This is a genomic window from Ruegeria sp. CDSB113 (assembly GCF_059611045.1).
The window spans coordinates 115,632-141,379 of sequence record NZ_JBXWOU010000011.1 but is presented as its reverse complement, the minus strand read 5'-3'; the positions used below and the strand labels follow the sequence as shown (position 1 = coordinate 141,379).

Genomic DNA, 25,748 nt, shown 5'->3' with positions numbered 1-25,748 from the left:
CTAGCTGTCCAACTGACGCGACAGGATGGTGGCGAACTCGTCGGCAAAAGCCTCGTAGCCACCCACGATCCGGTCACTGTCTGAACTGAGCTTGTTGTAGAAAATTACCGCCGGGATCGCAGCCAACAGACCCAGGCCCGTGGCCAAAAGCGCCTCGGCAATGCCGGGGGCCACAACGGCCAGGTTGGTGTTTTGCTGCTCGGCAATCTCAATAAACGCGTTCATGATGCCCCAAACGGTCCCGAACAGGCCAATGAACGGCGCGGTCGAGCCCACCGTCGCCAAAATGGGCAAACCTTTTTGCAATGTCTCGGACTCTTTGGCGATTGCCACGTCCATCGAGCGGTCAATCCGCGCAGTGGCTCCCGCGATCAGCCCGCCATCCGTTCGGTGCGACCTGCGCCATTCGATCATGCCAGCGGCGAAAATCTTCTCGGAACTGCCGTCGGGCTGCGATCCGATATGTTCGAACAGCTCGTCCAGCGGGTTGCCGGACCAAAAGGCCTCGTCAAACACCTGCGCCTCGCGGCGGGCCGCGCGATAGTTGATCAATTTCTGAATGATAATCGCCCAAGACCAGATGGATGCAGCGATCAGCATCAACATCACCAGTTTGACGACAAAGGTCGCGCGGGCATACAGCCCCCACATGGAGAAATCGATCTCCTGCGCCAGCGCCAGCGTTTCAGCTTCCATGAACCTGCTCTTTGTTTTTTGCCTGACGGCCGTTCGTTTGGCCTTGTTTTTCCAAACGCTATCGCAGTTGGTTACGAAAAGCCAACATAACCACCCCGGACCGACAAATTGTTACATCAATGCGCGAATCTCTGCCGGAAGGCGGACCGGCTTGCCCTGCGCGTTCATGCAAACAGCAGTCACCGAGGCGCGGAATATCTCGGTCTCCCCCCTCTTGACCAACTGGCCCATGGTCAGCCGCACACCAGAGATTGACGACAGCCAAGTTTCAACGATCAGCTCATCATCGAACTTCGCGGGCGCGACGTAATCCGCCTCGATCCGGCGCACGACCCAGACGATCCCGCCATCGCGCATCGCGTTCTGGTCATTGCCCAGACGGCGCACATAGTCAGATCGCGCGCGTTCGATAAACTTGAGGTAATTCGCGTGGTATACGACCCCGCCCATATCGGTGTCTTCATAGTAAACCCGGATCGGAAAGATATGCTTGTGGGGCGCATCAGCTTCATTGGCCATGATATCAGGTCCGGTCTCTCAAATATGTAACGCGCGAGGCAAATCCTGCTCTGAAACAGATGCATGGTTGTCGCGGTTCCTGCAATCCCTTGTGGGAACAAAGTTCCCACCTTCCCAAATCCGCTATCGAAATTCGACGATTTGCCCTCTAGGCTTTCATACATACCAAGTGAATCCGACAGGAGTTTCAATGGCTAAAGGACCAAAAGAAGAGAGGATGTTCTTTCTTCTTGTCCTTCAGGGCATCTTGCCATTCAACCGCGCGACCCTGCCTGCGGAAATTTTGGCAGGCCTGACTTTTGCCTGCCTCGCGATCCCCGAGGTCATGGGCTACACCAAAATCGCTGGCACGCCGGTCGTGACGGGGTTGTACACCATCCTCATCCCAATGGCGCTTTTCGCGCTGTTCGGTTCGTCCCGCCATCTTGTGGTGGGCGCGGATTCTGCCACGGCGGCGATTACGGCCTCGGCCCTAGCTGGCATGGCAGTGTCGGGTTCGTCCGAGTATCTGGCGCTGGCGTCCCTGTTGGCGCTGATGGCCGCAGTTTTGTTGATTGCCGCACGCCTCATCGGCTTGGGGTTTCTGGCTGATTTCCTATCCCGGACAGTTCTTGTCGGGTTCTTGACAGGCGTGGGCATTCAAGTCGCGACCGGAGAAATCCCCGGCCTGTTAGGGATCGAAAGCGACGGTCACGGGACCATCGCCAAGCTTCAGGCAACCATTCAGAACATCGACCAGACAAGCTGGCCCACATTGGCAGTGGCAGCGGCAGTTCTGCTGATCGTCGTCGGATGCCGGCAGCTGTCACCGAAACTACCGGGCCCGTTATTCGCCATACTTGGGGTAATCCTATGCAGCTGGGCGTTCCAATTCGCCGCATCCGGCATCGCGGTACTGGGCTCGGTTCCCAGCGGTTTGCCTGCGCTCTCTGTCCCGAACGTGGATTGGAGCTGGACCCTGTTCAAACAATTGCTGCCAACCGCGCTGTCAATCTTCGTTGTAATCTTGGCCCAAAGCGCCGCGACCTCGCGGGCCTACGCGGCACGTTACGAAGAAAGGTTCAGCGAGAACACTGACCTTGTCGGGCTGGGTCTGGCTAATCTTGGGGCGGCCTTCACGGGCACATTCGTTGTAAATGGCAGCCCGACAAAAACCGAGATGGTGGCCAGCGCCGGTGGTCGCAGTCAGGTGGCACAACTGACGACCGTCTTGATCGTCCTGGTGGTCATCCTCTTCCTGACGGGCCCACTGGCCTACTTGCCCAATGCGGCGCTGTCTGCCGTCGTGTTTCTGATCGGTGTGAAACTTATCGACCTGAAAGGCCTGCTTGCAATCTACCGGCAAGCCCGGTCCGAATTCTGGATTGCTGTCGCCTCGGCTGCAGTTGTCGTTATCGTTGGGGTCGAACAAGGCATCATCTTTGCGATGGTGCTGTCATTGATCGACCATACCCGCCGTGGGTACCGCCCCAAGAACTCGGTTATCGTCAAAACCAAAGACGGTGGTTGGCATTCGAAACCCATTACTGCACCGAACCAATTCGAACCCGGGCTTGTAATCTATCGCTTCTCTCACAGCCTGTATTACGCGAATGCACAGCGGCTTTCGGATGAGATTGCGACAATCACCGGTGATTCAGATAACAAAGTACGTTGGTTCTGCATCGAGGCCTCGGCCATCGATGACGTAGATTTCACCGCGGGCTACACGCTGCGCAACATCCTTAAGCTCCTGCAAGCAAAGAACATCAGGCTGGTTTTCCTCTTGGCCGAACCGCATGTCCGGTCAGAATTGGACAGGTACGGCGTGACCAATTTGGTGGGCAACGATGCTTTTTTCAACACGGGAAGCGATCTATTGAACGCATTCCAACACCTCAGCGCATCCAAATCGTAGATGATCTCAGCTTAAATCACTGCGACTGCTGCATTCGTGCAAACAATCGCAAGCCATGCGCCGGGTCCTGCGCTGCACCCGGCAAAACCGGATCATAGGCTGCCCGGATCAACCCGGCGATGTCGGGGCGCAGGACAGTCACCCCCTCGGCAACTGCCAGCGGCGATTGCGTTCTGAACGCAGTGTCCGACCACAGCAAAATGGTCTGCACCACCTGGCTGAGCGCTAAAGTCTCTGCCGGAATGTTAGACAGCTCTTTGTCCATGCGCAGGAAAACAAACGCAGCCCGGATCGCACCGTCTTCCTCAAAGCGGAACACCCGGTATTGATTTGCATCCGCCGCGATCAGTCGGTCGACTAACGGCGCAAGATCGGGAACCAGCCGATCCAGATCGGGAACTTCCAGCAGTTCCTTCCAGTCGCGGAAAAAGAAAACCATGCAGTTCGCACCAAGTTCCGGATCCGTTTCAGCCATCTTATGATCGGCCAAGCTGACTACGGCCTCGAATGCGCCCTTGATGGTGGTCAGAGTTTCCTCCTCGACCCCAAAGACGATAGGCACGATGGGCCGACCCCAACGCGCGAACAGAAACTCTCCGTTTTCACGGGTGAACAACGACTGAATGTCTTCGGGGGTCACGCCCAATCCTTCATCTTTTCGAAAGTACTCTCGCCGAAGGCATAAAATCTAAAGGCCTCAGCTTCAACCAAACAGATCGCTCTGGCCCTTTGGTGCCGCCATTCCCAGATGCGTCCAAGCCTTCTGCGCCAACATCCGACCGCGTGGCGTGCGCTGGATCAGACCTTGCTGCAACAAATAGGGCTCGATCACGTCCTCCAGCGAATCGCGACTTTCCGACAACGCAGCCGACAGGGTCTCAATCCCGACCGGACCACCGGCATAGTTCTCAGCGATCAGCTTAAGGTATCGCCGGTCGGCACCATCCAAGCCCAGATTATCCACACCCAACCGCGTCAGCGCGCCATCCGCCAGATCCAGGGTGATACGTCCATCGCCCTCGACGATGGCGAAATCCACCACCCGTCGCAGCAATCGCCCCGCGATCCGCGGGGTCCCGCGCGATCGGCGCGCAATTTCTCTGGCACCAGCATCATCAGCAGGCGCGCCCAGTTTGCGGGCGTTGCGCGTAACGATCTCGTGCAACTCGTCCACTGTGTAGAACTGCAACCGCGTCGGAATGCCAAATCGGTCGCGCAATGGGGTGGTCAGCAAGCCCATCCGCGTCGTTGCTCCGACCAAAGTAAACGGCTGCAGCTCAATCCGCACAGTCCGCGCTGCCGGGCCTTCGCCGATCACCAGATCCAGCTCGAAATCCTCCATCGCCGGATACAGCACCTCTTCGACAGCCGGGTTCAGGCGGTGGATTTCGTCGATGAACAACACATCGCGGGATTCCAGATTGGTCAGGATTGCCGCCAGATCACCGGCTTTGGCCAGAACCGGCCCCGATGTCATGCGGAAATTCACCCCCAGCTCGCGCGCCATGATTTGCGCCAGCGTTGTTTTACCCAGACCCGGAGGGCCATGAAACAGCGTGTGATCCATCGCCTCGCTCCGCATACGCGCGGATTGGATAAAGATGCGCAGATTGGCCCGCGCTTCGGCCTGACCGATGAATTCGTCCAGCCCCTGCGGACGCAGGGCGCGGTCGTTATCCTCGGGCAAGGGATCGGGGCGCAATGTGGGATCGGCGTCTACCATTCAGTTACCCTTTCGGAGCCAGCAACTTGAGCGCCGCCCGGATCAATTCAGCCTCGCCTGCATCCGGCAGGCTGGCGGCCGCTTCAGCCACGGCCGAGGCCGCCTCGGATGGTCCGTACCCTAAATTGCCAAGGGCTGACAGTGCCCCCGCCGAAGCTGCGGCAGACCCCGAGGCAGGTTTGGTCGACCGCTTGGTCGCAGGTGCCGGTTCAGACAACTCTACGACTTCCAATCCCGGGCCGTCCATCGCTTCGGTCACGGTCCCGCCCATCGCCATCACACCCGGCGCCTTGTCTTTTAGATCCAGCACGATCCGCTGTGCCGTCTTTGGGCCCACGCCTTTCGCCGCTTTGACGGCACCCCAATCCCCAAGTGCAATGGCCCGGCTGACCCCATCCGGACCCAGTGCGGACAGAATGGCGAGCGAGACCTTGGCCCCAACGCCCTGAACCGAACACAGCAGGCGATGCCATTCCTTTTCGACAAGGGACAAAAACCCAAAAAGCTGCATCAGGTCCTCGCGCACCACCATATCGGTATAGATCGAGACAGCCTCGCCAACACCCGGCAGCGCGGCCATGGTCCGGTCCGAGCAGTAAACGAGGTATCCGACCCCACGCACGTCGATCAACACGTGATCCGCTGCGCGATAGTCCAATCGTCCGGTCAGTTTTCCGATCATGCCCGCACCTCTTTCACGCGCGCCTGAGGCGCTGCGCCGTAATATGAATGACAGATGGCAATCGCCAGCGCATCCGCCGCATCCGCCCCTTTGGGCTTACAGCCCGGCAGTTGCAATTTGACCATATGAAGAACCTGCTCTTTCTCGGCATGCCCAACGCCCACAACCGTTTTCTTGACCCGGTTGGGCGCGTATTCACCCACGGGCAGCCCTGCTTGCGCCAGCGTCAACAACGCCACACCGCGCGCCTGACCAAGCTTCAGCGTACCAGCACCATCCTTGTTGACGAAGGTCTGTTCGATGGCCGCTTGATCGGGTTGATGTTCTGCAATGACTTCGACGATCTGATTGTACAGCGACAGCAAACGCTCGCCCAAATCGTCCCCGTCAGACTTGCATAGCCCGTTGGCGACGTGGCTCAGGCGGCTGCCATGCGATTCGATGACGCCCCATCCCAGGGTCCTAAGCCCCGGATCAATGCCCAAAATCCGCATGTTTCGCCTCGGCCTGCTCGAGTTTTTGTGATCTTTTTTACGGATTAGCACGAAGCGTGAACATTTTCCAAGCGAATTGACAGAGAGCACAAAAACGACAGACCTGTTTCACGCGCGACAAAACGGCCAGTTTGCGACAGGCAAAAGTCTGAAATCGACACGTTTCATGAAGCAAAAATGGCCAATAAATTAAGGGGTTCTAATGAATCTTGAGCTCTGCAAAAAACGCATAGGACAGTTGCAATTTCCGCACTTGCACAGCCGATTTGGCAGCACTAGATGCCGGTCAGATCGAACGATCAAAACGTAAACTTAAACCAGAAGGAAACAGGATATGGCTGCACTGGACACCACCCGCACCACCACCGGCTCATTCGGCCTCGTCGGCCGTATCGGCGCATATTTCGCATCGGTCGTAAATGCCGTTGTCGAATGGAATGACGCCCGCGTGACTCGTAACACGCTGAGCGGTCTGACAGATCGCGAGCTGGAAGATATCGGACTGTGCCGTGGCGATATTGACGTCGTGGCCGAAGGTCGTCGTTAAGATTTAACACACCCACTCATATGCCCCTTCCCTCCCTCAGGGGCAAAGCAGAACGCCGCGCATGCAGAATGCGCGGCGTTTCTGATTCATTCGCCTGATGTCAGGGCAGCAGCCGTGCCAGCTGTTCCGAAAGCATCAGCGATACCGGGTCGATTTGCATCACCCAAGCACCGGCTTGTTCGACCGAGGTGCCCTCGTTCAATGCGTCAACCCTGTATTGATAGCCCGAAGGCCCAAGGCTGGTGAGCAAGAACGTCTTGAATGCAAACAACCCAAGCAGACACATCAGAAGAACCTTCAGGGGTAAAGCTGACTTTACCCTCTGCGGTTTCATCACAACCAACCCGTCCTTGCGCATCGTCGCGCGATAGCCACGGCTTAGTTTTGCGTGTTTCTTGCTCAGGCGATTCACGCGCTGATCAAATTCTAGTTGTTTTCCCGTCATGGCAGCCTCCAAAACCGCCCCCCGATTCCACGTTAAGACGGTAGAAACAGAATGCGACAAAATCGAGGCAAAACTCCAGAAAGCTCCAGCAAATGGCCCAGATTTAGCCCTGTTTGCTTAATATTAGCGTCGTCCACTCACCAATTTGGTCATTTTCCACTAAATTGAACCCGTTTTGTAGATAAACGGAGACCACGTCATCGGCTTGTTCGTTAAGGATTCCGGACAGAATTGCGTACCCACCGACGCGCAGATTCGCTGCGATTTCGGGGGCCAGAGCAACCAGTGGCCCCTTAAGGATATTTGCGAAAATCAGATCGTAGGGTGCGAATGCGCCCAGATCGGGATGGTCAAAGCCCGCCGCTTCCACGCAGCGGACCTTGCCTGCCATGCCATTGGCCTTCAGGTTGGCTTCGGCGACATCAACGGCCACTTCGTCGATATCACTGGCGATGATCTCACCTTCCCAGACCCGCGCTGCCGCCATGGCCAGCACGGCAGTGCCACAGCCAATATCGGCCACTTTGGTCGCCGTGAACCCTTGGCTCAGAAGATGGTCCAGCGCCTTTAGGCATCCCAACGTGGTGCCGTGGTGGCCGGTGCCAAAGGCCATTGCAGCCTCAATCAGTAGTGGGATACGTCCCTCGGGCAGTTTGTCAGCGTCATGGCTGCCATAGACAAAGAACCGTCCAGCATCGACCGGTGCCAGTTCCCGGCGCACATGGGCCACCCAATCCGTATCGGGCAGTTCTGACACAACAAAAGGCTTGGCCTCAAACGCGACGGCTAGAACGGCCAGAGCGGTTTCGTCCGGAGTTTCCGTAAAATAACCACCAACTTCCCAAAGGCCCGAGCCATCCTCGACCTCGAATACACCAACGCCGGTTGGTTCCGGATCCAGACGCTCCATCGCTTCGCCCAGCCCTTCGGCAGCTTTTTTACCGGTCAGTGTAGTCAGCGCAGTGAATGTGGGCATGGGGGCCTCCTGTATCGATTGACACAGCGCCTATGGCGATGGCCCGCCAAGGTCAAGCATTGGCGCTTATTCGGCAGGTGCCGGCGCGTATTTCGACAAGATCGTTTCATTTCCCGGTTCCGGGTGGCGCGGGATCAGCAAGGACAAACCCAGCGAGATCATCGCCATCGCAGTGGCCAGTGCAAAGACTGCACCGGGCGAGATGACCCACAGCAGACCCAGAAGCGCAGGAAGGAAAACAGCGGCGATATGGTTGATTGTGAACGCCACGGCCGCCGTCGGTGCGATATCCGCAGGATCGGCGATTTTCTGAAAGTAGGTCTTCAGGGCAAGCGCCAATGCGAACAGAACATGGTCGATCACATAAAGGGTTGCAGCCAGTACCACGCCCCAACCAAACCAGTAGATACCGCCATAGGCCGCAAAAACGATCGCCAAGCCGGTGTATTCGAAGATCAGCGTGCGGCGCTCACCGAACATCGACACAGCCTTACCCAGCATCGGAGCCGCCGCCATGTTGATCACCAGATTGATCAGATAGAGGCTGGTCAGCTCGTGTACTTCAAACCCAAACTTCTCGACCATCATGAAGCCCGCGAAGACAACAAAGATCTGCCGTCGCGCACCCGCCATGAACTGCAGCGCGTAATACAGCCAGTACCGACGACGCAGGATCAGTTTCTTGGTCTGCGGGGTCGGCGAGTCAAACTGCGGAAATGCGAACAGACAGAACAGCGCCAACAGGGCGGTCACACCACCAGCGGCCATGAATACAATGTTGTAGGACAGATCAAACCGGTCCCAAGTCAAAACGATCAAGCCATAGACTACTGCGGTCGCGGCTGATCCCATGGCAACAAGCCAGCCCAATACCTGCGGCGCGCGATCCTTGGGCAGCCATTGCAGCTGCAGCGACTGATTCACTGTCTCGTAGTAGTGAAACCCGATCGAGCTGAAGAGGGTGACAAACAGCAACCCACCAAGGCTGGGAAACCATGCTGTCATAGCAGTTGCCACGCCCAGCATCATCAGCGAGATCATGGCCAGTACCTGCTCGCGCACGAAAATGATCACCGCGATTACGCCAACAGCAAGAAATCCGGGGATCTCCCGCACAGTGTGCAATAACCCAATGTCGGCCCCGTCAAAATTAGCCACCTCAATGACGAAGTTGTTCAGCAGTGCGCTCCATGCATTGAAGGCAATGGGCATCGTCAGCGCCATGACGAACAAGAGCGTCACAGGGCGGCGCCAGAACGGAAGGCTCTGCGCCTCGGACAGGGGCATCGGTTTCAACATGGGACTCCTCTACGCCCATTTTCAGATTTTGGCGAGGCCGAAGCAGTGCGCGCACAATCGATCTGCGCAGATGCAGAGGTCAGTAGAAACTCTGCGGGTCGATATCCACGGTCAAACGCAGGTCGCCCTTAAGGCGCAAGGGTGCGATCCAGCGGGCAATCGCGTCCTGAATCGGAGCGCCCTTGGGTGCCTTGACCAGCAATCGCACGCGGTGTCTGCCGCGAATCCGCGCAATAGGCGCCGGAGCCGGGCCAAAGACCTGTGCCCCGATATCACGCAGTGGCGCATCGTTTCGGGCCATTGCATTTCCAATATCAAAAACTGGTCCAACCTCAGGTCCGGACAGGACGATCCCGGCCATACGGCCGTATGGCGGCACACCCGCCGCCTGCCGTCCGGCGGCCTCGGCCTTCCAAAATCCTTCTTCGTCACCTGAAAGAATAGCACGGATTACGGGATGCTCGGGCTGGAATGTCTGCAACAGGGCCTGCCCTGGCTTGTCCGCCCGGCCTGCCCGACCCGCGACTTGCCGCATCAACTGGAATGTCCGCTCAGCGGCGCGCAGGTCCGCCCCGTGCAGACTAAGGTCGGCATCGATTACCCCGACCAAAGTCAGATTGGGAAAGTTGTGCCCCTTCGCGACCAGCTGCGTACCGATGACGATATCGGCATCGCCCTCGGCAATCTCTTCGATCTTGGCTTTCAGGGCGCGGGCCGAGCCGAACAAATCGGAACTCAGCATCGCGATCTTGGCATCGGGAAACGTCGCCTCAGCCTCTTCGGCCAGCCGCTCGATCCCCGGGCCGACCGGGGCCAACTTGCCCTCGACGCCGCATGAGGGACATTCCTCGGGCATCGGCTTGGTTTCACCGCATTGGTGACACATCAGCCGTTTCAGAAAACGGTGCTCAACCATCCGCGCGTCGCAATGATCGCAGGCAATCTGCTCCCCGCAAGCGCGGCACAGGGTCACCGGCGCATACCCACGGCGGTTGATGAACAGCAGCGATTGCTCACCCTTCTCGATACGCTGCATCACCGCCTGCCGTAAAGACGGAGAAATCCACGTCCCCGGCTGCATCTGTTCGGCCCGCATATCGATGGGCTTCATCTCGGGCAACACCGCCGCCCCGAACCGCGAGGTCAGATCGACCCGGTCATATTTTCCCGCCTCGGCATTGGCCCAGCTTTCCAGCGAAGGTGTTGCGCTGGCCAGAATCACCCGCCCGCCACAAATGGCGGACCGCAGAACAGCCATGTCCCGCGCGCTGTAATGCACGCCGTCCTCTTGTTTGTAAGAGGTGTCGTGTTCCTCATCGACCACGACCAGGCCAAGGTTGCGAAACGGCAGGAACAAAGCTGACCGCGCACCAATCACCATTTGCGCATCCCCCTGCCCGACCATCCGCCAGACCCGGCGGCGTTCGGTCATGGTCGCGCCGGAATGCCACTCGGCCGGGCGTGCACCGAACCGCGCCTCAACCCGCGTCAGGAATTCCGCTGTCAGAGCGATCTCGGGCAGCAGAACCAAGGCTTGTCGGCCCATCCGCAGCGCCTCGGCAACAGCCTCCAGATACACTTCGGTTTTGCCCGAACCCGTCACGCCCTTAAGCAGCGTGGTTCCATATTCACCGGACCGCTGGCCCTTCTGCAACTTCTCAACCGCCGCAGCCTGATCGTCGGTTAGCGCCTTGCCCGGCAAATCCGGATCCAGACGCGGATAGGGCAAATCGCGCGGGCTGTCTTCTTCCCGCACAGCGCCCTGTTTGACCAACCCTTTGACGACCGAAGACGTCACGCCCGCCTGTTCGGCGAGCTCTTTCAGTGTGAACGCCAGCCCGCCATAGTCGCGGAGCACCTCCAGCACACGGGTCCGCGCGTCTGTCATGCGATCAGGTTCACCACTGCCCAGCCGATAAACCTTGCGCATCGACGGCGGATCACCCAAGCCCGGCGCACGGGTTGCCAGACGCAACATCGCGGGCATCGGCGTCAGGGTGTAATCAGCAACCTTCCCCAGAAACAGCCGCATTTCTTCGCGCATCGGCGCGACCTCAAGCACCCGGATCACGGATCGCGCCTTGTTCAGGTCGAACCCGCCCTGTCCCGGCCCCCAGACGACACCCAGTACTTTGCGCGGCCCCAGCGGAACCTCTACGAACGCCCCCAGAAAACAGCCCCCCTCGGGCGCCTTGTAATCCAGCGTCCGGTCCAGCGGTTGTGCGGTCAGAACCGCAACCAACTCTCCGTGGTCGAAATACTCCTGAGTGCTCAACGCATATCCTTGGGCTCGGGGGTTCCAGCATGGGTCTCTTTGAGGTAAAGCCATCCGCGACCAAGGCCAACCCATCAAAGGACTGCCCGCATGAAATTCTTCGTAGACACAGCCGAGATCGACGCCATTGCCGAACTGAACGATCTGGGCATGGTGGACGGCGTGACCACCAACCCCTCGCTGATCCTGAAATCAGGCCGTGACATTCTGGAAGTGACCAGGGAAATCTGTGATCTGGTCGACGGACCGGTTTCAGCCGAAGTTGTAGCCACCGAAGCAGACGACATGATCGCCGAGGGCCGTAAGCTGGCCAAGATCGCGCCGAATATCGCCGTGAAAGTTCCGCTGACATGGGCCGGTCTGAAAACCTGCAAGACGCTCAGCGACGAAGGCCAGATGGTCAACGTCACACTCTGCTTCTCGACTAACCAGGCGCTTTTGGCCGCAAAGGCGGGCGCAACCTTCATCTCGCCCTTCATCGGTCGCCTGGATGACATCAATCTCGATGGCATGGATCTGATCGCGGATATCCGTCAGGTCTATGACAATTACGGTTTTGAAACCGAGATTCTGGCCGCCTCGATCCGCACCGTGAACCACGTGACCGACAGCGCCCGCATCGGTGCTGACGTGATCACCGCACCGCCTGCCGTGATCAAGAAACTGGCCGATCACCCGTTGACAGACAAAGGTCTGGAAACCTTCCTGGCCGACTGGGCCAAGACAGGTCAGAAAATCCTCTGACCCTTTGCGCGACCGCGCGGCACCGTCAGGTGCCGCGCCCGGCCCAACTGCCAAGCCTTGATCTTTGATCAAGGTTTCGCAGGCGGGAGCCGTAGGTCACAGTGGGAATGAAATGCACCGCCAATGCATTTTTTCCAAGGAAACCGCCATAACTCATGTTATAAGCCCCTCAACAAAAAAAGACCGAGCGGGACATGAGCAGTAACACCAAACTCCAGGACAACTTGCGCGCCGCGATTCTGGCCAAACCAGACGCCGTGCTGGACGATAAGGACCTGATGCAGGCACTTGTGACGGCCAACGAACAGGCGCGCGGGGACAACGTCATCGACCTGCGCGGCATCGCCATGCAACGGCTCGAGGAACGGCTGGACAGGCTGGAAGACACCCACCGGTCCGTCATCGCTGCGGCGTATGAAAACCTTGCAGGCACAAATCAGGTGCATCGGGCCGTCATCCGCATGCTGGAACCGGCCGAGTTCGAAGATTTCCTGCGCACGCTCGGCTCGGATGTGGTCGAAATCCTGCGCGTTGATCGCATCAAGCTGATTCTGGAATCCACAGCCACGCAGGAAGACCCCGCCATCGACACTCTCGGCGGTGTTCTGTCCGTAGTCGAACCCGGTTTCGTGGACAATTACCTGACCTTCGACCGCGGCGGCCCCGCCCGCGACGTGGTTCTGCGCGAGATCCTCCACCCGACGCACAGGATTTTTGGACCCAACGCAGATCACCTGCGGTCCGAGGCTTGCCTGCGGTTGGATCTGGGTGAAGGCCGGTTGCCCGGCATGATCGTGATGAGCGCAAGAGACCGCAATCATTTCTCGCCGCAGCTGGGCACTGATCTTTTGTCGTTCTTCGCTGGCGTCTTCGAACGCTCGATGCGCCACTGGTTGTCGTGAGCCTGATCTCACCCGCCTGCCGCGACGCGTTACAATATTGGCTGGACAGCTTAAGCGCGCTGGCAGGGCGATCGGAAAACACCCAGGCCGCCTATCGTAGTGATGTCACCGACTTCCTGTCTTTCATGACACTACACCACAGTGAACAGCAGGGATTGGCAGCGCTGGCCCGGATCACCGTGTCCGACATGCGCGCCTGGATGGCCGATCAGCGCAGCGCAGGTGTTGGTGCGAGATCCCTGGCGCGCAAGCTGTCGGCGGTCAAAAGCTTTTATCGATGGCTGGCTGAACGCCAAGGGTTCGAACCCACCGCTGTTCTGTCCACACGCGCGCCAAAGTTTACCCAAAAACTTCCCCGCCCGCTGGCCGAAGACGCGGCCCGCGCAATGATCGACACGGTCGAACTTCAGTCGTCAAACGACTGGATCTCGGCGCGGGATGTTGCTGTCGTCACATTGCTCTATGGCTGCGGTTTGCGTATATCTGAGGCGCTGTCCCTGACAGGAAGCGACGCGCCTTTGCCGGGCAGCTTGCGTATTGTCGGAAAGGGCGGAAAAGAACGCATCGTTCCGGTGATCCCGGCCGCCCGCACCGCCGTTGACCGTTACCTGCAACTTTGTCCGCATCCACAATCCCAGGAAAAGGCTTTGTTCCGCGGGGTGCGTGGTGGTGCGCTCAATCCGCGCGCAATTCAGGGCGTGATGGCCAAGGCGCGCATGCAGCTTGGCCTGCCCGCAACCGCCACGCCGCACGCTTTAAGGCACAGTTTTGCCACCCATCTATTGTCCGCTGGGGGTGATCTGCGCGCCATTCAGGAATTGCTGGGCCATGCCTCACTGTCCACCACGCAGGCCTATACGGCCGTAGATACGGCCCGACTGATGGAAGTCTACAACCGCGCCCACCCCAAGGCCTGATCCCGAGCCCCACGATGACGTCTGGGCGGTACCCTTAGCCGGCTTTTAGTTTGCATCTGCAGCGCGCATCGTCCAAGAGACACAAATGACAATAAAACTCAAAGCCCTTTCCGTACATCTGTTCACCGCGACTGGCGCCGTCTTTGCAATGCTGGCCATGCTGGCCGCGGTCGAGGAAAAGTGGAGCCTTATGTATCTGTGGCTGGTGATCTCGTTCATCGTGGACGGAATCGACGGCCCGCTTGCGCGCCATTACCATGTCAAAAAGAACGCACCGGAATTTGACGGTGTTCTTCTGGACCTGATCATCGACTATCTGACCTACGTGTTCATCCCGGCCTTTGCGCTGTTCAAATCGGGGCTGATGGACGGTTGGACCGGCTGGTTTGCGATCATTGTTATCACCTTTGCCAGCGCCATGTATTTCGCGGACACGCGGATGAAGACCAAGGACAACTCGTTCTCTGGGTTTCCGGGTTGCTGGAACATGTTCGTCATCGTGATCTTCGCGCTGGAGCCCAATTTCTGGGTGATCCTGCTGCTGGTTTCACTGTTGTCGCTGGCGATGTTCCTACCGTTGAAGTTCATTCACCCGGTGCGGACGGAACGCTGGCGTAACGTGTCACTGCCCATCGCGTTTGCCTGGACGTTCTTCGCCGGTTGGGCTGCCTGGGTCGATTTCCATCCCGAAAGCTGGGCGCATTGGGGGTTGGTAATTACAAGCCTCTACCTGGTTTCAGCTGGCATTGCGCAGCAACTTGTCCCGCTGCGCAACGACTGAACGTTACAGGATTTCCTCGACCTCGAACTCGGTGCCGTTATGGGTAAACACGTCACCCTCTTTCAGACCGGTCATGGTCAGGTAGATCGGGCTTTGGGTTGAGATGCCCATATAGGTCTTACCGTCGACCTCAAAGCGGGTCGTTGAGACACAGACCACGAAACGGCGGTTGTTGAATTTGACAACAGCGCCCGGCTGAACCCGGTCCGCCAGGCTGAAATCCGTGTTCTCGATCACATCAATCTTGGCGTGGTGCGCATGAACGGGTGCATCGAACGCCGCCGCCAGATCCGCATTCTCGCGCGAGGCGGCGATGTCATCCTTGTCATGCCCTTCGCGGTCGTCCAGCTGCGAGTCTTTGAGAAATGCGTCGTAATGCGCCTGAGCAGTTGCCAGTTCCTGCTCTTCCAGCGACATCAGGCGGTCTATGATGGCCTTTTTGCGAGCGGCCGGGTCTGTATGGGCGGTCATGCAATACGGTCCTTCAAATTCAGTAACTGATATAGGTTGGGCCGCAAACACGTGGATTGCAACTGGTTTTCGCGGATCAGATCAGCAAGCCAGCCGCGCGTTCATGGCGCAGAAGGGCCACTTTGGTCTCGACCCCACCATCGCCCGAGAACCCGCCCAGACCGTTGGCAGACAGCACCCGATGGCAAGGTATAATCACCGGTATGGGGTTCGCACCGCAGGCCTGCCCCACCGGTTGGGGTGGCTGCCCAAGCTCTTTCGCGATGTCCCCGTACGTTCGGGTCTCGCCCAGCGGAATGGCATACATCAGGTCGCAGACATTGCGCTGAAAGTCTGACCCGGCAATACGATATGGCAGATCGAACCGTTCGAGACGCCCCTCGTTATACGCGGCCAACTGTGCGGCGGCTTCCTGCAACAGGGGTGTGTCCGACCCGTCGTCCTGCCCATCCCACACAAGGCGTGTGATGGCGCCATCTGTTTCTTCAATGCCAAGGCGGCCAAACTGCGTATCAACGGAAATCATCGGCATGAATACAGCGTTTCAGATCGCCGGGGCCAGCGCAAGCGGGGAAAGAAAAACCCCCGGCGGGTCACGCCGGGGGTTCGATTGTTCAGCCCAGCGCTTCGTCGCAGCGCCCACACACACCCGCGTGGGAATGCCGACCGACGTCCGGCAGGATTTTCCAGCAGCGCTGGCATTTCTCGCCATCTGCTTTTTCGAAGACGACACCTACCCCTTCGATTTCGGGCACGCGGAATGCCTCGGCAGGGGCTGGGTCGCCCGAAACGGTCAGGCCAGACGTGATGCACATGTCATCCACGTCAAAGGTTGCCAGCAGGTCGCGGGTGTCACTGTCTTCGACATGCACGATCGGTGCGGCCTCAAGGCTGGAACCGATGACCTTGTCCTGACGCTGGATTTCCAACGCAGCGGTCACGGCACGACGCACGCGACGGATTTTGGACATACCGGCCTCTAGTTCGGCGTTGCGCCAATCGGCGGGTGTATCCGGGAAATCCACCAGATGGACCGAGCTGTCATCGCCGGGGAAACGCTCCAGCCAGACCTCTTCCATGGTGAAGACCAGAACCGGGGCCAGCCAGGTGGTCAGGCGGTGGAACAGGATGTCCAGAACGGTACGGGCCGAGCGGCGGCGCAGATTGTCGCCATCACAGTACAGCGCATCCTTGCGGACGTCGAAATAGAACGACGACAGATCGACCGTGGCAAAGGTGAAAACGGCGCTGAACACGCCCTGGAAATCGAAAGACGCATAGCCCTTGCGGACCTGCTCATCCAAATCAGCCAGACGGCTGAGCACCCAGCGTTCCAGACGCGGCATATCCTCAGGCGCGACGCGATCCGCTTCGGTGAAGTCGGCCAGCGAGCCCAGCATGAATCGCATGGTATTGCGCAGGCGGCGATAGCTGTCGGCGGTGCCTTTCAAAATCTCCGGCCCGATCCGCTGGTCGGCGGTGTAGTCGGTCTGAGCCACCCAAAGGCGCAGGATATCGGCACCGTACTGTTTGATGACCTCTTCCGGCACGATGGTGTTGCCCAGCGACTTGGACATCTTGTTGCCCTTGGCATCCAGCGTGAAGCCATGGGTCACAACATTGCGATAGGGCGCACGCCCCTTGGTGCCGCAAGCCTGCAGCATCGACGAATGGAACCATCCGCGGTGCTGGTCGGTGCCTTCCATATAGACATCGGCGATGCCGTCCTCGGTCCCGTCTTCACGGTCGCGCAGAACAAATGCGTGGGTCGAGCCTGAGTCGAACCACACATCCAACACGTCGAACACCTGATCGTAGTCATCCGGGTTGGCGATTCCATCGAGGATCTTCTCTTTGAACCCGTCGGTGTACCAGATATCCGCGCCGTCCTTCTCGAACGCCGCCTTGATGCAGGCGTTGAGCTCTTCGTTGCGCAGCAGGTAATCCGCGTCGGTGGGCAAGGCCCCTTTCTTGGTGAAGCAGGTCAGCGGCACACCCCAGGCGCGCTGGCGCGACAGAACCCAATCCGGGCGCGCTTCGATCATCGAATACAGACGGTTGCGACCGGTCTGCGGTGTCCACTTCACCAGCTCGTCGATTGAGCGCAAGGCGCGTTCGCGGATGGAATCGCCCATCTGACCCATGCCGTCATCCAGCTTACGGTCAACGGATGCAAACCACTGCGGCGTGTTGCGATAGATGATCGGCGCTTTCGAGCGCCACGAATGGGGATAGCTGTGCTTGATCTTGCCACGCGCCAGTAGCCCGCCAACCTCGACCAGCTTGTCGATGACGGCTTTGTTCGCGTCACCCTCGCCGCCTTTTCGGGAAAGGATGTATTTGCCGCCAAAGAACGGCAGATCAGCACGAAATGAGCCGTCGTCCATTACGTTATAGGTGATGACCTGCTCGAGCATGCCCAGATCGCGATAGAGCTCGAATTCTTCCATACCATGCGACGGCGCACAGTGAACGAAGCCGGTTCCTTCGGTGTCGGTTACAAACTCAGCCGCGCGGAAGTCGCGGATGTCGTCCCATTCGCTATTGCCACCTTCGGCCCCGGCCAGCGGGTGGGTCAACTGGACACCTGCCAACTCATCGGTGGTTACGTCACGCACGCGAGTCCACTGATCGTCGTTCAGGCGCGCGCGACCCAATACATCGGCCGCCAGATTGTCGGCCAGCAGGAACTTGTCTCCGGCACTGGCCCAGCATTCGTCGGGTGCTCCGGTGACTTCGTAGAGGCCGTAAGAGATGTCCTTGCCGTACACTACCGCTTTGTTCGACGGCATGGTCCACGGAGTCGTCGTCCAGATCACGACAAAAGCGTCATCAAGATCGCCCGCATTTACGACTTTGAATTTCACCCAGATGGTGAAGCTTTCCTTGTCGTGGTACTCGACCTCAGCCTCGGCCAGCGCTGTTTTCTCAATGGGCGACCACATTACGGGTTTTGAGCCCTGATAGAGCGTCCCGTTCATCAGGAACTTCATGAACTCGTCGGCGATCACGGCCTCGGCGTGATAGTCCATGGTGATGTAGGGATCGGGCCAGTTGCCGGTGATACCAAGGCGCTTGAATTCTTCGCGCTGGACGTCGATCCAGCCTTCGGCGAATTTGCGGCATTCCTGACGGAAGTCGACGATGTTCACCTCGTCCTTGTTCTTGCCCTTCTTGCGATACTGTTCCTCGATCTTCCATTCGATCGGCAGGCCGTGGCAGTCCCAGCCGGGCACATAGCGCGCGTCATGACCCATCATCTGATGGCTGCGTACGATCATGTCCTTGATGGTCTTGTTCAGCGCGTGGCCGATATGCAGGTGACCGTTGGCGTAGGGGGGGCCATCGTGCAAGGTAAAGGGCGTGCGGCCCTCTTTTTCGCGCAGGCGGTCATAGACGCCGATCTCTTCCCAGCGATCCAGCCATGCGGGTTCGCGCTTGGGCAGGCCAGCGCGCATGGGGAAGTCGGTTTTGGGCAGGTTCAGCGTGTCTTTGTAGTCAGGTGTTTGGGTCGTGTCGGCGCACATTGGGGGCGTCCTCAGGATGATCTTGTCGTGTGTGGATCGAAGCGGTCAGTGCGAATTCTCAAGCACCTTTGCCCGGCGTCTCGCGATATCAGAGCGCCGGGGATATAATTCGAATAATGATGGCCATCCGGTCATACATGCCGGGCTTATAGGACGCCCACGCCTAATGGTCCAGAGGTTCCGCCCCATGCGGCGAATGGCGCAGCGTGGCCCACCGGTTCAGCCACGCCAAACCGGCCAGCGCGAGGCCCAGCGCCAGCAGAGAGAACACCCGGATAAGCCCCCCCAAACCAGCGATATCGACCAGGAACACCTTGGCCACGGCAAGCCCAATGACGACCAACCCCGCCTTGCGCATCATGTCCGACCGGCGGGCGAGTGACTGGTAGAACAGCCCCGCACCGATCAGCAGTAAGGCCATGGTATAGGAGTAAAGCTCGGGCTGGGTCACGCCATTGCCTTCATACATACCGCTGGCCCCTTGCCAAATATGACGAATTGTCAAGCCCAGCCAGACGGCACACAAGGCAGTCGCCAGACCGAAGCACACCTGTTTCCAGCGCGGATGCAGTGCGGGCAGCCAAGCAGCAGAAACGGCCAATACAATGGCGGGCAACAGGTAAGCCACGGCGAGGGTATTCAGTATTGGCACCCCAAGCACCGGATCAGCTTGGGCATTCAGCAATGGGTTCGCCTCGGTCAGCGCCTGCGCCAGGCGAACAACACCATGTGCTGCAAAGAACAACGCCAGCCCATAGCGCGCATAGTTCAGTTTTCCGCCCAGTTCGAACCGCCGCACCTGCGCGCAGGCCAGCAGCAGCCAGATCAAGGACAAAAGCCCCAACCCCCAGTGGCTGTCATGGGCACCGCCGTTGCCAAACCCTTCGAGCCAGCGCAGCAACAGCAAGGACAACAAAATGCCCGCCGTCGCCCAGGCTGCACTTTCCAGAAGCAGCGCGATGACCGGACGGTTCAATGGGCGTAGGATGGCCCAGGCCGCCAGAAATCCAACAGCAGCTGTGGCATAGACAAGCGCCATTTCTGCGACCGGTGCCGAGTTTGCCCAATCTAGACCGGGGTTCAGCACAAGTCTGAGCGTGACAGTGAAGACGCCAGCCCAGATGAACCAACCCATCGGTGGAAGATCAAAGCGCCGATCCAGCACCGCCGCGACCACGATTAGGGCGACAAATGCAATGGTCAGTGCAGCCGAGCTTAGGACAATCACGCAGGCAAAGGTCAGGCAGGACAAAGCCGACAAGGTCACCAAAGCCGCCCGCAGTCGGCTTTCGCCATCGATCCGTGCGAAGCGCCCGGCCAGAACGACCATCATCACCGTCAATGCAACCGCATGCAACGCCCACGGATAGGCTCCGATGACCTCAGCGGGATGCCACCCAAGCTCCAGCGCGATTGCCAATACCGGTGCAAATACTGCAGCACCGCCCGCCCATACAGCCCGGTACTCGGTTGCGCGGAAGGACCGCCATGCCGCAAGGCCTGAGATCAATGCGCCCAATGCCACCAACAGGGTGACTGCCCACGGGAAATCAGCCTCGGCGGTTTCGGCATAGGTTTCGGCAAACCGGCGCGCGACAGAGCCGTTGTCCCACCCATGGATCAGTACGAACCAAGTTAGACCAGCGGCTGGCAGTATGGTCAGGTCTTGCAGGGCCCGCGCTTGGCTTGCCCAGGTCAGCAAGCCCATCGTCAGGCCTGCCAACAGCATGATACCCAGCCAGAATTCTGCCGCCGAGTCCGGCCCGTGTATCGCCAGGATTACCGTGGTGACGGTCACCGCACCAAAAGCAAGGCGGGTGGGAAACTCTGGCCACTGAAGGCCTTTTTGAATGGCAATGATCTCACTGATCATGCGCCCCTCGTGATCTGGCCAGATCCGCCGCACGGGGATCGTGATCGCGATAACTGCCAATGCGGTTACGCCGACAAGATACCCCGGCTCGGTCGCGGGTGCCGAGAGCACCAAAAGCAGGCACGCGGAATAAGCCCCGACCAGCGTCAGAACAGATATCCACGCCCAGCGCCGCACGGTGTCGATACCCAACCCAAGGACGGCGATCACAAAGAAATAGCCGTACAACCAGCCGGGATCGGTCGAGGTCCCGCCCACCACGAAGGGTGACGCAAACGCACCAATCAAACCGACGGCCGCCAGCAAGGGGCCGTGGAACCAGCCCAAAACAAGCCCCACAAGCGCAACAGCAATCATGGCAATCAAGGCCGCTTCGGGACCAAGCAGATCGTACAACTGCCTTGCAGCCAGCAAGCCACCGAACAGCGTCACCAGCCCGGCCCCAGAAAAGACCGATGGCAGGTAAGCTGTGGCTGAAGACTCGTCATCGCCATACTTCCGGCGGATCACCTCACCCGCGCCGATCAGCGTCGCGCCGAACATCAGGGCCGCAATGACGCGCATCGTTGGCGACAACAACCCGCTTTCGACCCCGTATTGGACCAGAAAAACACCAGCCAGCGCCAAAGACAGGGCGGATACCGCATAGAACCAGTTCTCGCGCAGCCAAGCGCTCAGTGCGGCGATTCGATCGTCCTTCATCGGTTCGGGAAGGGGTATCTTTTGTGGCTCAGGTGCTGAGGTGCCTTCTTTCGTTTCGACCTCGGGTGGTTCTGTTTTGATTGCCGGCCACGGAGAGCTCTTTTTATCCCTCGCTTGCGTCGATTCAGGTACTATTTCTGGCGCTGGCAGGTCGCCACCAAGTGTGCGGATCTGCTGTTCAAGCCGCTCCACCCGGCGGCGCAGTCGAACCTGGGATACCAACAGAACAAGGATGGCCACCGGGACGGCCAGAACGATCAATCCAACGAGTACGAGCAGCGATTCCAACAGAGGCCTCCGGGCAAATGTGCCGTCAACCTAGCCGGGTGTCGATTTGCGCAACAGTCCGAAAAACCGTGTTTTTGCGGGCTACGCAGTTCAGAACGCCTTATCCCCAGCCAAGGGACAGTCTGGCCATCATCAACCAGATAATGGCCAACACAGCGGCAATCGAACCAGATGCGAAACAGGCGTCGACAAGTTTTACCGTCGCCGGATCAGATCAGGGTCCATCATCGGCTTTACAAAATTAACCATCTACACCGCGCGCCCAGCGACACTTCTGGTCACTAGGGATGGAACAACGAGCCAACAAAATACGCCATCAGTGCGGCCGCGCCGCCGATCGCAAAAGTCTCTAGACCCGACCGCCACCACGGAGCCAGTGACCACCTGCTTTTCAAAGCTCCTATGATAAAGAAGACCGCCATGGTCATGATAACCGAGAGCTGAAAGGCCCGATCAAACGACAGCAGAAACGGCAGCAGCGGGACCATGCCGGCCACAAGAAACGCTAAAAACGTTGCCATCGCGGCTTTGAACGGGTTCGGATCAACGCTGCCCAATCCGTATTCACCCTCGATCATCAGATTGATCCAATTCTCGCGGTTGGCTGTGATGGCGTCCGTGGCCTCATCCAGCACGCGCCCCGACAGGCCCTTTTGCGACAAGATCGCATGCACTTCATCCCGCTCGCCTTCCGGGTATAGTCTGATGTGACGTTCTTCGATGGACCGGATGCGGCGGATATTGTCCAGCTCGGCCTTGGTGCCCGAGTAATTACCCGCCGCCATGGAAAACCCGTCCGCCAATACATTGGCCAGTCCCAGCGCAACGATAATAAAGGGTGACAGGCCCGCCCCGGCTACACCCGCCACAATGGCAAAGGTGGTTACGGACCCATCGATCCCACCATAGACCACATCCCGCAAAACACCGCGCCCCGGTGGCGCGTTGATGCGTTCTGCAATCTCTTGCTGGCTGTGTCCGTGATCGGTCATGGCTGGCTCTGACACTGTTATGCACGACAGCCAACCACTGTACCTTGCGTCAGGTCAAGTTTTGGAAAACAAGCCAGCCAGAGCACGTTTGATGATGCCGCGGGTCGATGGCTTGTGCCGATCCGAGAAGGGCAGCGGACGGCAGACCTCCATCGCGGCGACCCCGACCCGCGCACTTAGCGCGCCGTTGACAAGCCCCTCGCCAAACCGGCGCGACAGCTTGCTAAGGATAGATCCCCCAAGCACAGGTTCCAGCAGGTCGTCCCCGACGGCCACGGCCCCGGTGGCCACAAGGTGCACGAACACGGCCCGCGTCAGTCGCCAACTGCCCAAAAATCCTGCGCGCCCGCCATAGATTTCAGCGATGCGCCGGATCATCCGCAACGAAGCGGCCAGCGCTGTTGCAACATCCGCAAGCGCCAAGGGCACCAAGGCCGTCACCGTTGCAACCTGCCGCGCGGCAGCCTCGACTTCGCGACTGGCAGCGACATCCAGCGGGGCCAGCAACTCATCCTCGGCCAGGGTTAGCAAACCAGGCGCGTCAAATTGTTCGTCGATCCGTTCGGACAGCCGATCGCGCCCCCAACGGGTTTCGTCTCGGCCTTTGTAAAACGAGATCAATCGGTTCGTGACCGCGCGCGCCTGCTCCAGATCATCTTCGGCCAAGGCAGTATCTGCCGCGCGCCGCATCCCGTCCACACGGGACAACCGCCCGATTGCGGCCAGCTCGCGCACAGCGATGATCAATGCGACCAGCACCAGTGCTGCAAACAAACCCGTAATCACCCATCCTACAATCGGCGCACGCAAAATCACTGAATTCACAAAATCCCAAGCCGCCACCGACACCACGGCCCCAAGCGCGGCAAGCGCCAACCCCCAGAACCATCGCGACAGGGCCGAAGGTTTGCGCGCCGCCAAACGCGCCGCACCTTGCATCGCCTGACCCTGAGGTTGTGCGATATCCGGGACCGGAGGTGCTTGCGACACATCAGTCGCGGGTTCATCACCCTCCAGATCAATCAGAACCGGCCCCTTAGCCATTGGCTGCTCCTTCACTGTTCCAGACATACTTTATGTCCGGGAGGTTCTCGTCATTGTCAGCGCCGCTGCTGCGCGCAACCTCGGCAAAGCCGTTGCGTTCATAGAACCGGCGCGCTGGATGGTTGGCCTGAAACGCAAACAATGACAATTCGGATCGGCACGATTTGGCATGTTCAAGCAATTGCTGACCGATCCCCCGCCCCCGTGCGCCAGGCGCCAGGTACAGTGAGTGGATTTCGGCACCGTTGAGCGCCAAAAACCCGATCACCCTGTCACCGGTATCGGCCACGGTCACCCAATCCAATTCAATCATACGGCCACAAAACGCGATGGTTTCCGCCTGCGAGTGCAGTTCCGGCATCCAATCGTTTTCACGGGCGAAGCCATGCAAAATCTCTCCGGTGGCACCGGCATCCGTGCTGCGGGCGCGGCGAAGAATGACATTCACAGCCGGTCTCCGATCAGGAACTGGGCTGCGCGGTCCAGCCGTATGTGTGGCGGGCCATCCCCGGGCCGCAGTGTCAGGTGTGCCGGCGCGAATGCCATGAACTCATAATCCTCGCCCAGCCAGCCTTCGGACCCGTTGCGCGCCGGGCCAAGCAAATGCGTCGGATCTTCGGGCAGATCACCGGGATAGAAAGCGGCCTGCTTGCCGCTGTCTAACAATGTACCTCGCACGCAGGGCAGCTCGGCCCCGTTATGGGTGCGGATTTCCTCGGTCGTTGCCCTTAACGAGGCCAGCGACAGCGCCGCCGTCTCGGCCCCGGCGAAGCTGGCACGATCGCGCGCCTCGCGGGTCAGGGCCTCCATGATATTGGTCAGGCGGTGGTGTTGAAGATGGTGCAAATGGTCCGCCTTGGTGGCCGCAAACAGGATGCGCTCGACCCGTTTGCCGAGCAACAACTGGCTAAGCCACGCATTTCGTCCGGGCCGAAACGCCGACAGGATATCGGCCATCGCGCGACGCATATCCTCGACCGCCTGTGGCCCGTTATGGATCGCGCCCAGCGCGTCCACCAAAACCACCTGACGGTCGATCCGGGAAAAATGATCGCGGAAAAACGGTTTCACAACCTGAGATTTATAGGCCTCGTATCGCCGGGCCATCTCGCGGTGCAGACTGCGTCGCGGGCCGTGACCCTCGACCGGCAAGGGTGCAAATGTCAGCGCCGGCGAGCCTGCCAGATCGCCCGGCAGCAAGAACCGCCCTGGCGTGCAGTCGTAAAACCCGGCATCGCGGGCAGCGTTCAGATAAGAGGCGAATTCTTTGGCCAGTGATTGGGCCTTTGGTTCGTCGTGGCTGTCAGAAGGGTCAACCGCCTTTGCCTGCGCCAGAAAGGTCGTCGCCTCATTGCGATTGGCGATGCGCTCCAGTGTTTCCTGCGACCAGACCTCATAGGTTTTGTCCAGCAACGCCAGATCCAGCAGCCATTCGCCGGGGTAATCCACGATATCCAGATGAATAGTGCGTGGTCCCTGCAACCCTGACAAAAGCCCCGCGGGACGGGCTTTGAACGACAAACGCAGTTCTGACACTGCGCGCGTACTTTCGGGCCAGTGTGGTTGAGGCCCGGTCAGCGCCGCCAGGTGATTTTCGTAGTCGAACCGGGGCACGGTATCGTCTGGTTGCGGCTGCAGGTAAGCCGCGTTGATCCGCCCTTCTTGCTGCGCCACAAGACCCGGCATCCGCCCCCGGTCCAGCAAGTTCGCGACCAGAGACGTGATGAATACTGTCTTTCCTGAACGCGCCAGCCCGGTGACACCCAGTCGGATCACCGGCTCAAACAATGCCTCAGACACGCGGTCACCCACGGATTCGACGCCGCGCGTCAGACTGTCTGCCAGAGATGAGATGACCAAACCGTCGCCCCGCTTTTTTCGTTTTTCCCAAGATAGGTAGCGGCTGTCGGACATACCAGCGCTTTCCCACTCTTGCCCGTTGCGGCACGGCGCG

At 59.1% G+C, this 25,748-nt stretch carries 24 protein-coding genes; 6 read left to right on the top strand and 18 right to left on the bottom strand.

Translation table 11 applies throughout. The annotated features are described in order from the left end of the window. Together tolQ and ybgC are read right to left on the bottom strand one after the other, a co-directional pair. Positions 1–696, bottom strand: a complete 696-nt coding sequence (tolQ, locus tag AC2FIS_RS17840; RefSeq protein WP_058273221.1) for a protein TolQ — start codon at positions 694–696, stop codon at positions 1–3. A gap of 111 nt (positions 697–807) precedes the next feature. Next, entirely contained in the window at positions 808–1,215 is a 408-nt protein-coding gene (gene ybgC / locus AC2FIS_RS17835; protein ID WP_058273220.1) for a tol-pal system-associated acyl-CoA thioesterase, read from the bottom strand. A 190-nt stretch (positions 1,216–1,405) separates the two neighbouring features. On the opposite strand from ybgC, the gene AC2FIS_RS17830 reads away from it, so the two are divergent. Next, a complete protein-coding gene (locus tag AC2FIS_RS17830) occupies positions 1,406–3,112 on the top strand; it encodes a SulP family inorganic anion transporter (RefSeq protein ID WP_496774720.1) in 1,707 nt (568 codons plus the stop codon). A gap of 16 nt (positions 3,113–3,128) precedes the next feature. On the opposite strand, the gene AC2FIS_RS17825 is transcribed toward AC2FIS_RS17830, so the two are convergent. The 4 genes from AC2FIS_RS17825 to ruvC form a co-directional block, all read right to left on the bottom strand. Further along, the gene (locus AC2FIS_RS17825) at positions 3,129–3,752 is read right to left on the bottom strand and encodes a hypothetical protein (protein ID WP_496774717.1); all 624 of its coding nucleotides are present in this window, start codon (positions 3,750–3,752) and stop codon (positions 3,129–3,131) included. A 63-nt stretch (positions 3,753–3,815) separates the two neighbouring features. Next, positions 3,816–4,835: a Holliday junction branch migration DNA helicase RuvB gene (gene ruvB / locus AC2FIS_RS17820; protein WP_109312604.1), complete on the bottom strand. Its 1,020-nt coding sequence runs from the start codon at positions 4,833–4,835 to the stop codon at positions 3,816–3,818. 4 nt (positions 4,836–4,839) lie between these two features. Beyond that, complete coding sequence (gene ruvA, locus AC2FIS_RS17815; RefSeq protein ID WP_496774715.1) at positions 4,840–5,517, bottom strand: Holliday junction branch migration protein RuvA; 678 nt, start codon at positions 5,515–5,517, stop codon at positions 4,840–4,842. Then, entirely contained in the window at positions 5,514–6,011 is a 498-nt protein-coding gene (gene ruvC, locus AC2FIS_RS17810; protein ID WP_058273216.1) for a crossover junction endodeoxyribonuclease RuvC, read from the bottom strand. The genes ruvA and ruvC overlap by 4 nt, the downstream gene beginning before the upstream one ends. Positions 6,012–6,345: 334 nt before the next feature. Here ruvC and AC2FIS_RS17805 point away from each other — a divergent pair, with 334 nt between their 5' ends. Then, positions 6,346–6,558: a DUF1127 domain-containing protein gene (locus AC2FIS_RS17805; RefSeq protein ID WP_108861009.1), complete on the top strand. Its 213-nt coding sequence runs from the start codon at positions 6,346–6,348 to the stop codon at positions 6,556–6,558. 100 nt (positions 6,559–6,658) lie between these two features. Here the strand turns inward: AC2FIS_RS17805 and AC2FIS_RS17800 are convergent, their stop codons facing one another. From AC2FIS_RS17800 to AC2FIS_RS17785, 4 genes are all read right to left on the bottom strand, one after another. Further along, a complete protein-coding gene (locus tag AC2FIS_RS17800) occupies positions 6,659–7,003 on the bottom strand; it encodes a hypothetical protein (RefSeq protein ID WP_109312601.1) in 345 nt (114 codons plus the stop codon). Between the two features lie 103 nt (positions 7,004–7,106). After that, positions 7,107–7,979 carry a 50S ribosomal protein L11 methyltransferase gene (locus tag AC2FIS_RS17795; protein WP_496774714.1) on the bottom strand — a complete coding sequence of 291 codons (873 nt, stop codon included), beginning with the start codon at positions 7,977–7,979 and terminating at the stop codon, positions 7,107–7,109. Between the two features lie 66 nt (positions 7,980–8,045). Then, positions 8,046–9,278, bottom strand: a complete 1,233-nt coding sequence (locus AC2FIS_RS17790; protein WP_496774712.1) for an MFS transporter — start codon at positions 9,276–9,278, stop codon at positions 8,046–8,048. Between the two features lie 79 nt (positions 9,279–9,357). Continuing rightward, the gene (locus tag AC2FIS_RS17785; RefSeq protein ID WP_496774710.1) at positions 9,358–11,553 is read right to left on the bottom strand and encodes a primosomal protein N'; all 2,196 of its coding nucleotides are present in this window, start codon (positions 11,551–11,553) and stop codon (positions 9,358–9,360) included. A 90-nt stretch (positions 11,554–11,643) separates the two neighbouring features. On the opposite strand from AC2FIS_RS17785, the gene fsa reads away from it, so the two are divergent. The 4 genes from fsa (at position 11,644) to AC2FIS_RS17765 (ending at position 14,897) form a co-directional block, all read left to right on the top strand. Further along, positions 11,644–12,297 carry a fructose-6-phosphate aldolase gene (fsa, locus tag AC2FIS_RS17780; protein WP_496774708.1) on the top strand — a complete coding sequence of 218 codons (654 nt, stop codon included), beginning with the start codon at positions 11,644–11,646 and terminating at the stop codon, positions 12,295–12,297. 194 nt (positions 12,298–12,491) lie between these two features. Beyond that, on the top strand, positions 12,492–13,199 hold the full coding sequence (locus tag AC2FIS_RS17775; RefSeq protein ID WP_058273210.1) for a DUF484 family protein: 708 nt from the start codon (positions 12,492–12,494) through the stop codon (positions 13,197–13,199). After that, on the top strand, positions 13,196–14,116 hold the full coding sequence (locus tag AC2FIS_RS17770; protein WP_496774707.1) for a tyrosine recombinase XerC: 921 nt from the start codon (positions 13,196–13,198) through the stop codon (positions 14,114–14,116). Before AC2FIS_RS17775 ends, AC2FIS_RS17770 begins: the two co-directional genes overlap by 4 nt. Positions 14,117–14,201: 85 nt before the next feature. Beyond that, entirely contained in the window at positions 14,202–14,897 is a 696-nt protein-coding gene (locus AC2FIS_RS17765) for a CDP-alcohol phosphatidyltransferase family protein (protein WP_496774706.1), read from the top strand. Between the two features lie 3 nt (positions 14,898–14,900). Here the strand turns inward: AC2FIS_RS17765 and AC2FIS_RS17760 are convergent, their stop codons facing one another. The 8 genes from AC2FIS_RS17760 to AC2FIS_RS17725 form a co-directional block, all read right to left on the bottom strand. Then, the gene (locus AC2FIS_RS17760; protein ID WP_496774704.1) at positions 14,901–15,368 is read right to left on the bottom strand and encodes a hypothetical protein; all 468 of its coding nucleotides are present in this window, start codon (positions 15,366–15,368) and stop codon (positions 14,901–14,903) included. 76 nt (positions 15,369–15,444) lie between these two features. Continuing rightward, a complete protein-coding gene (locus AC2FIS_RS17755; protein WP_496774703.1) occupies positions 15,445–15,900 on the bottom strand; it encodes a methylated-DNA--[protein]-cysteine S-methyltransferase in 456 nt (151 codons plus the stop codon). Positions 15,901–15,982: 82 nt separating this feature from the next. Then, positions 15,983–18,895 (bottom strand): isoleucine--tRNA ligase, encoded by a 2,913-nt coding sequence (gene ileS, locus AC2FIS_RS17750; RefSeq protein ID WP_496774701.1) that lies wholly within the window; start codon positions 18,893–18,895, stop codon positions 15,983–15,985. A 163-nt stretch (positions 18,896–19,058) separates the two neighbouring features. Further along, positions 19,059–21,758, bottom strand: coding sequence for a DUF2339 domain-containing protein (locus tag AC2FIS_RS17745; protein ID WP_496774699.1), 2,700 nt, complete (start codon positions 21,756–21,758; stop codon positions 19,059–19,061). Between the two features lie 281 nt (positions 21,759–22,039). Next, on the bottom strand, positions 22,040–22,750 hold the full coding sequence (locus AC2FIS_RS17740) for a VIT1/CCC1 transporter family protein (RefSeq protein ID WP_282170782.1): 711 nt from the start codon (positions 22,748–22,750) through the stop codon (positions 22,040–22,042). Between the two features lie 54 nt (positions 22,751–22,804). Next, positions 22,805–23,794 (bottom strand): YcjF family protein, encoded by a 990-nt coding sequence (locus AC2FIS_RS17735; protein WP_496774698.1) that lies wholly within the window; start codon positions 23,792–23,794, stop codon positions 22,805–22,807. Beyond that, positions 23,787–24,242 carry a GNAT family N-acetyltransferase gene (locus AC2FIS_RS17730; protein ID WP_496774697.1) on the bottom strand — a complete coding sequence of 152 codons (456 nt, stop codon included), beginning with the start codon at positions 24,240–24,242 and terminating at the stop codon, positions 23,787–23,789. Before AC2FIS_RS17730 ends, AC2FIS_RS17735 begins: the two co-directional genes overlap by 8 nt. Beyond that, positions 24,239–25,654 (bottom strand): YcjX family GTP-binding protein, encoded by a 1,416-nt coding sequence (locus AC2FIS_RS17725; RefSeq protein ID WP_496722416.1) that lies wholly within the window; start codon positions 25,652–25,654, stop codon positions 24,239–24,241. The genes AC2FIS_RS17730 and AC2FIS_RS17725 overlap by 4 nt, the downstream gene beginning before the upstream one ends. Between the last annotated feature and the right edge of the window lie 94 nt (positions 25,655–25,748).

Coding starts and splice junctions, on each gene's coding strand:
- fsa (WP_496774708.1), top strand. CDS start 11,644: ATGAAATTCTTCGTAGACACAGCCGAGATCGACGCCATTGCCGAACTG.
- AC2FIS_RS17800 (WP_109312601.1), bottom strand. CDS start 7,003: ATGACGGGAAAACAACTAGAATTTGATCAGCGCGTGAATCGCCTGAGC.
- AC2FIS_RS17755 (WP_496774703.1), bottom strand. CDS start 15,900: ATGCCGATGATTTCCGTTGATACGCAGTTTGGCCGCCTTGGCATTGAA.
- ybgC (WP_058273220.1), bottom strand. CDS start 1,215: ATGGCCAATGAAGCTGATGCGCCCCACAAGCATATCTTTCCGATCCGG.
- AC2FIS_RS17830 (WP_496774720.1), top strand. CDS start 1,406: ATGGCTAAAGGACCAAAAGAAGAGAGGATGTTCTTTCTTCTTGTCCTT.
- ileS (WP_496774701.1), bottom strand. CDS start 18,895: ATGTGCGCCGACACGACCCAAACACCTGACTACAAAGACACGCTGAAC.
- AC2FIS_RS17740 (WP_282170782.1), bottom strand. CDS start 22,750: ATGACCGATCACGGACACAGCCAGCAAGAGATTGCAGAACGCATCAAC.
- ruvC (WP_058273216.1), bottom strand. CDS start 6,011: ATGCGGATTTTGGGCATTGATCCGGGGCTTAGGACCCTGGGATGGGGC.
- AC2FIS_RS17775 (WP_058273210.1), top strand. CDS start 12,492: ATGAGCAGTAACACCAAACTCCAGGACAACTTGCGCGCCGCGATTCTG.
- AC2FIS_RS17805 (WP_108861009.1), top strand. CDS start 6,346: ATGGCTGCACTGGACACCACCCGCACCACCACCGGCTCATTCGGCCTC.
- AC2FIS_RS17790 (WP_496774712.1), bottom strand. CDS start 9,278: ATGTTGAAACCGATGCCCCTGTCCGAGGCGCAGAGCCTTCCGTTCTGG.
- AC2FIS_RS17795 (WP_496774714.1), bottom strand. CDS start 7,979: ATGCCCACATTCACTGCGCTGACTACACTGACCGGTAAAAAAGCTGCC.
- AC2FIS_RS17765 (WP_496774706.1), top strand. CDS start 14,202: ATGACAATAAAACTCAAAGCCCTTTCCGTACATCTGTTCACCGCGACT.
- AC2FIS_RS17760 (WP_496774704.1), bottom strand. CDS start 15,368: ATGACCGCCCATACAGACCCGGCCGCTCGCAAAAAGGCCATCATAGAC.
- tolQ (WP_058273221.1), bottom strand. CDS start 696: ATGGAAGCTGAAACGCTGGCGCTGGCGCAGGAGATCGATTTCTCCATG.
- ruvA (WP_496774715.1), bottom strand. CDS start 5,517: ATGATCGGAAAACTGACCGGACGATTGGACTATCGCGCAGCGGATCAC.
- ruvB (WP_109312604.1), bottom strand. CDS start 4,835: ATGGTAGACGCCGATCCCACATTGCGCCCCGATCCCTTGCCCGAGGAT.
- AC2FIS_RS17735 (WP_496774698.1), bottom strand. CDS start 23,794: ATGGCTAAGGGGCCGGTTCTGATTGATCTGGAGGGTGATGAACCCGCG.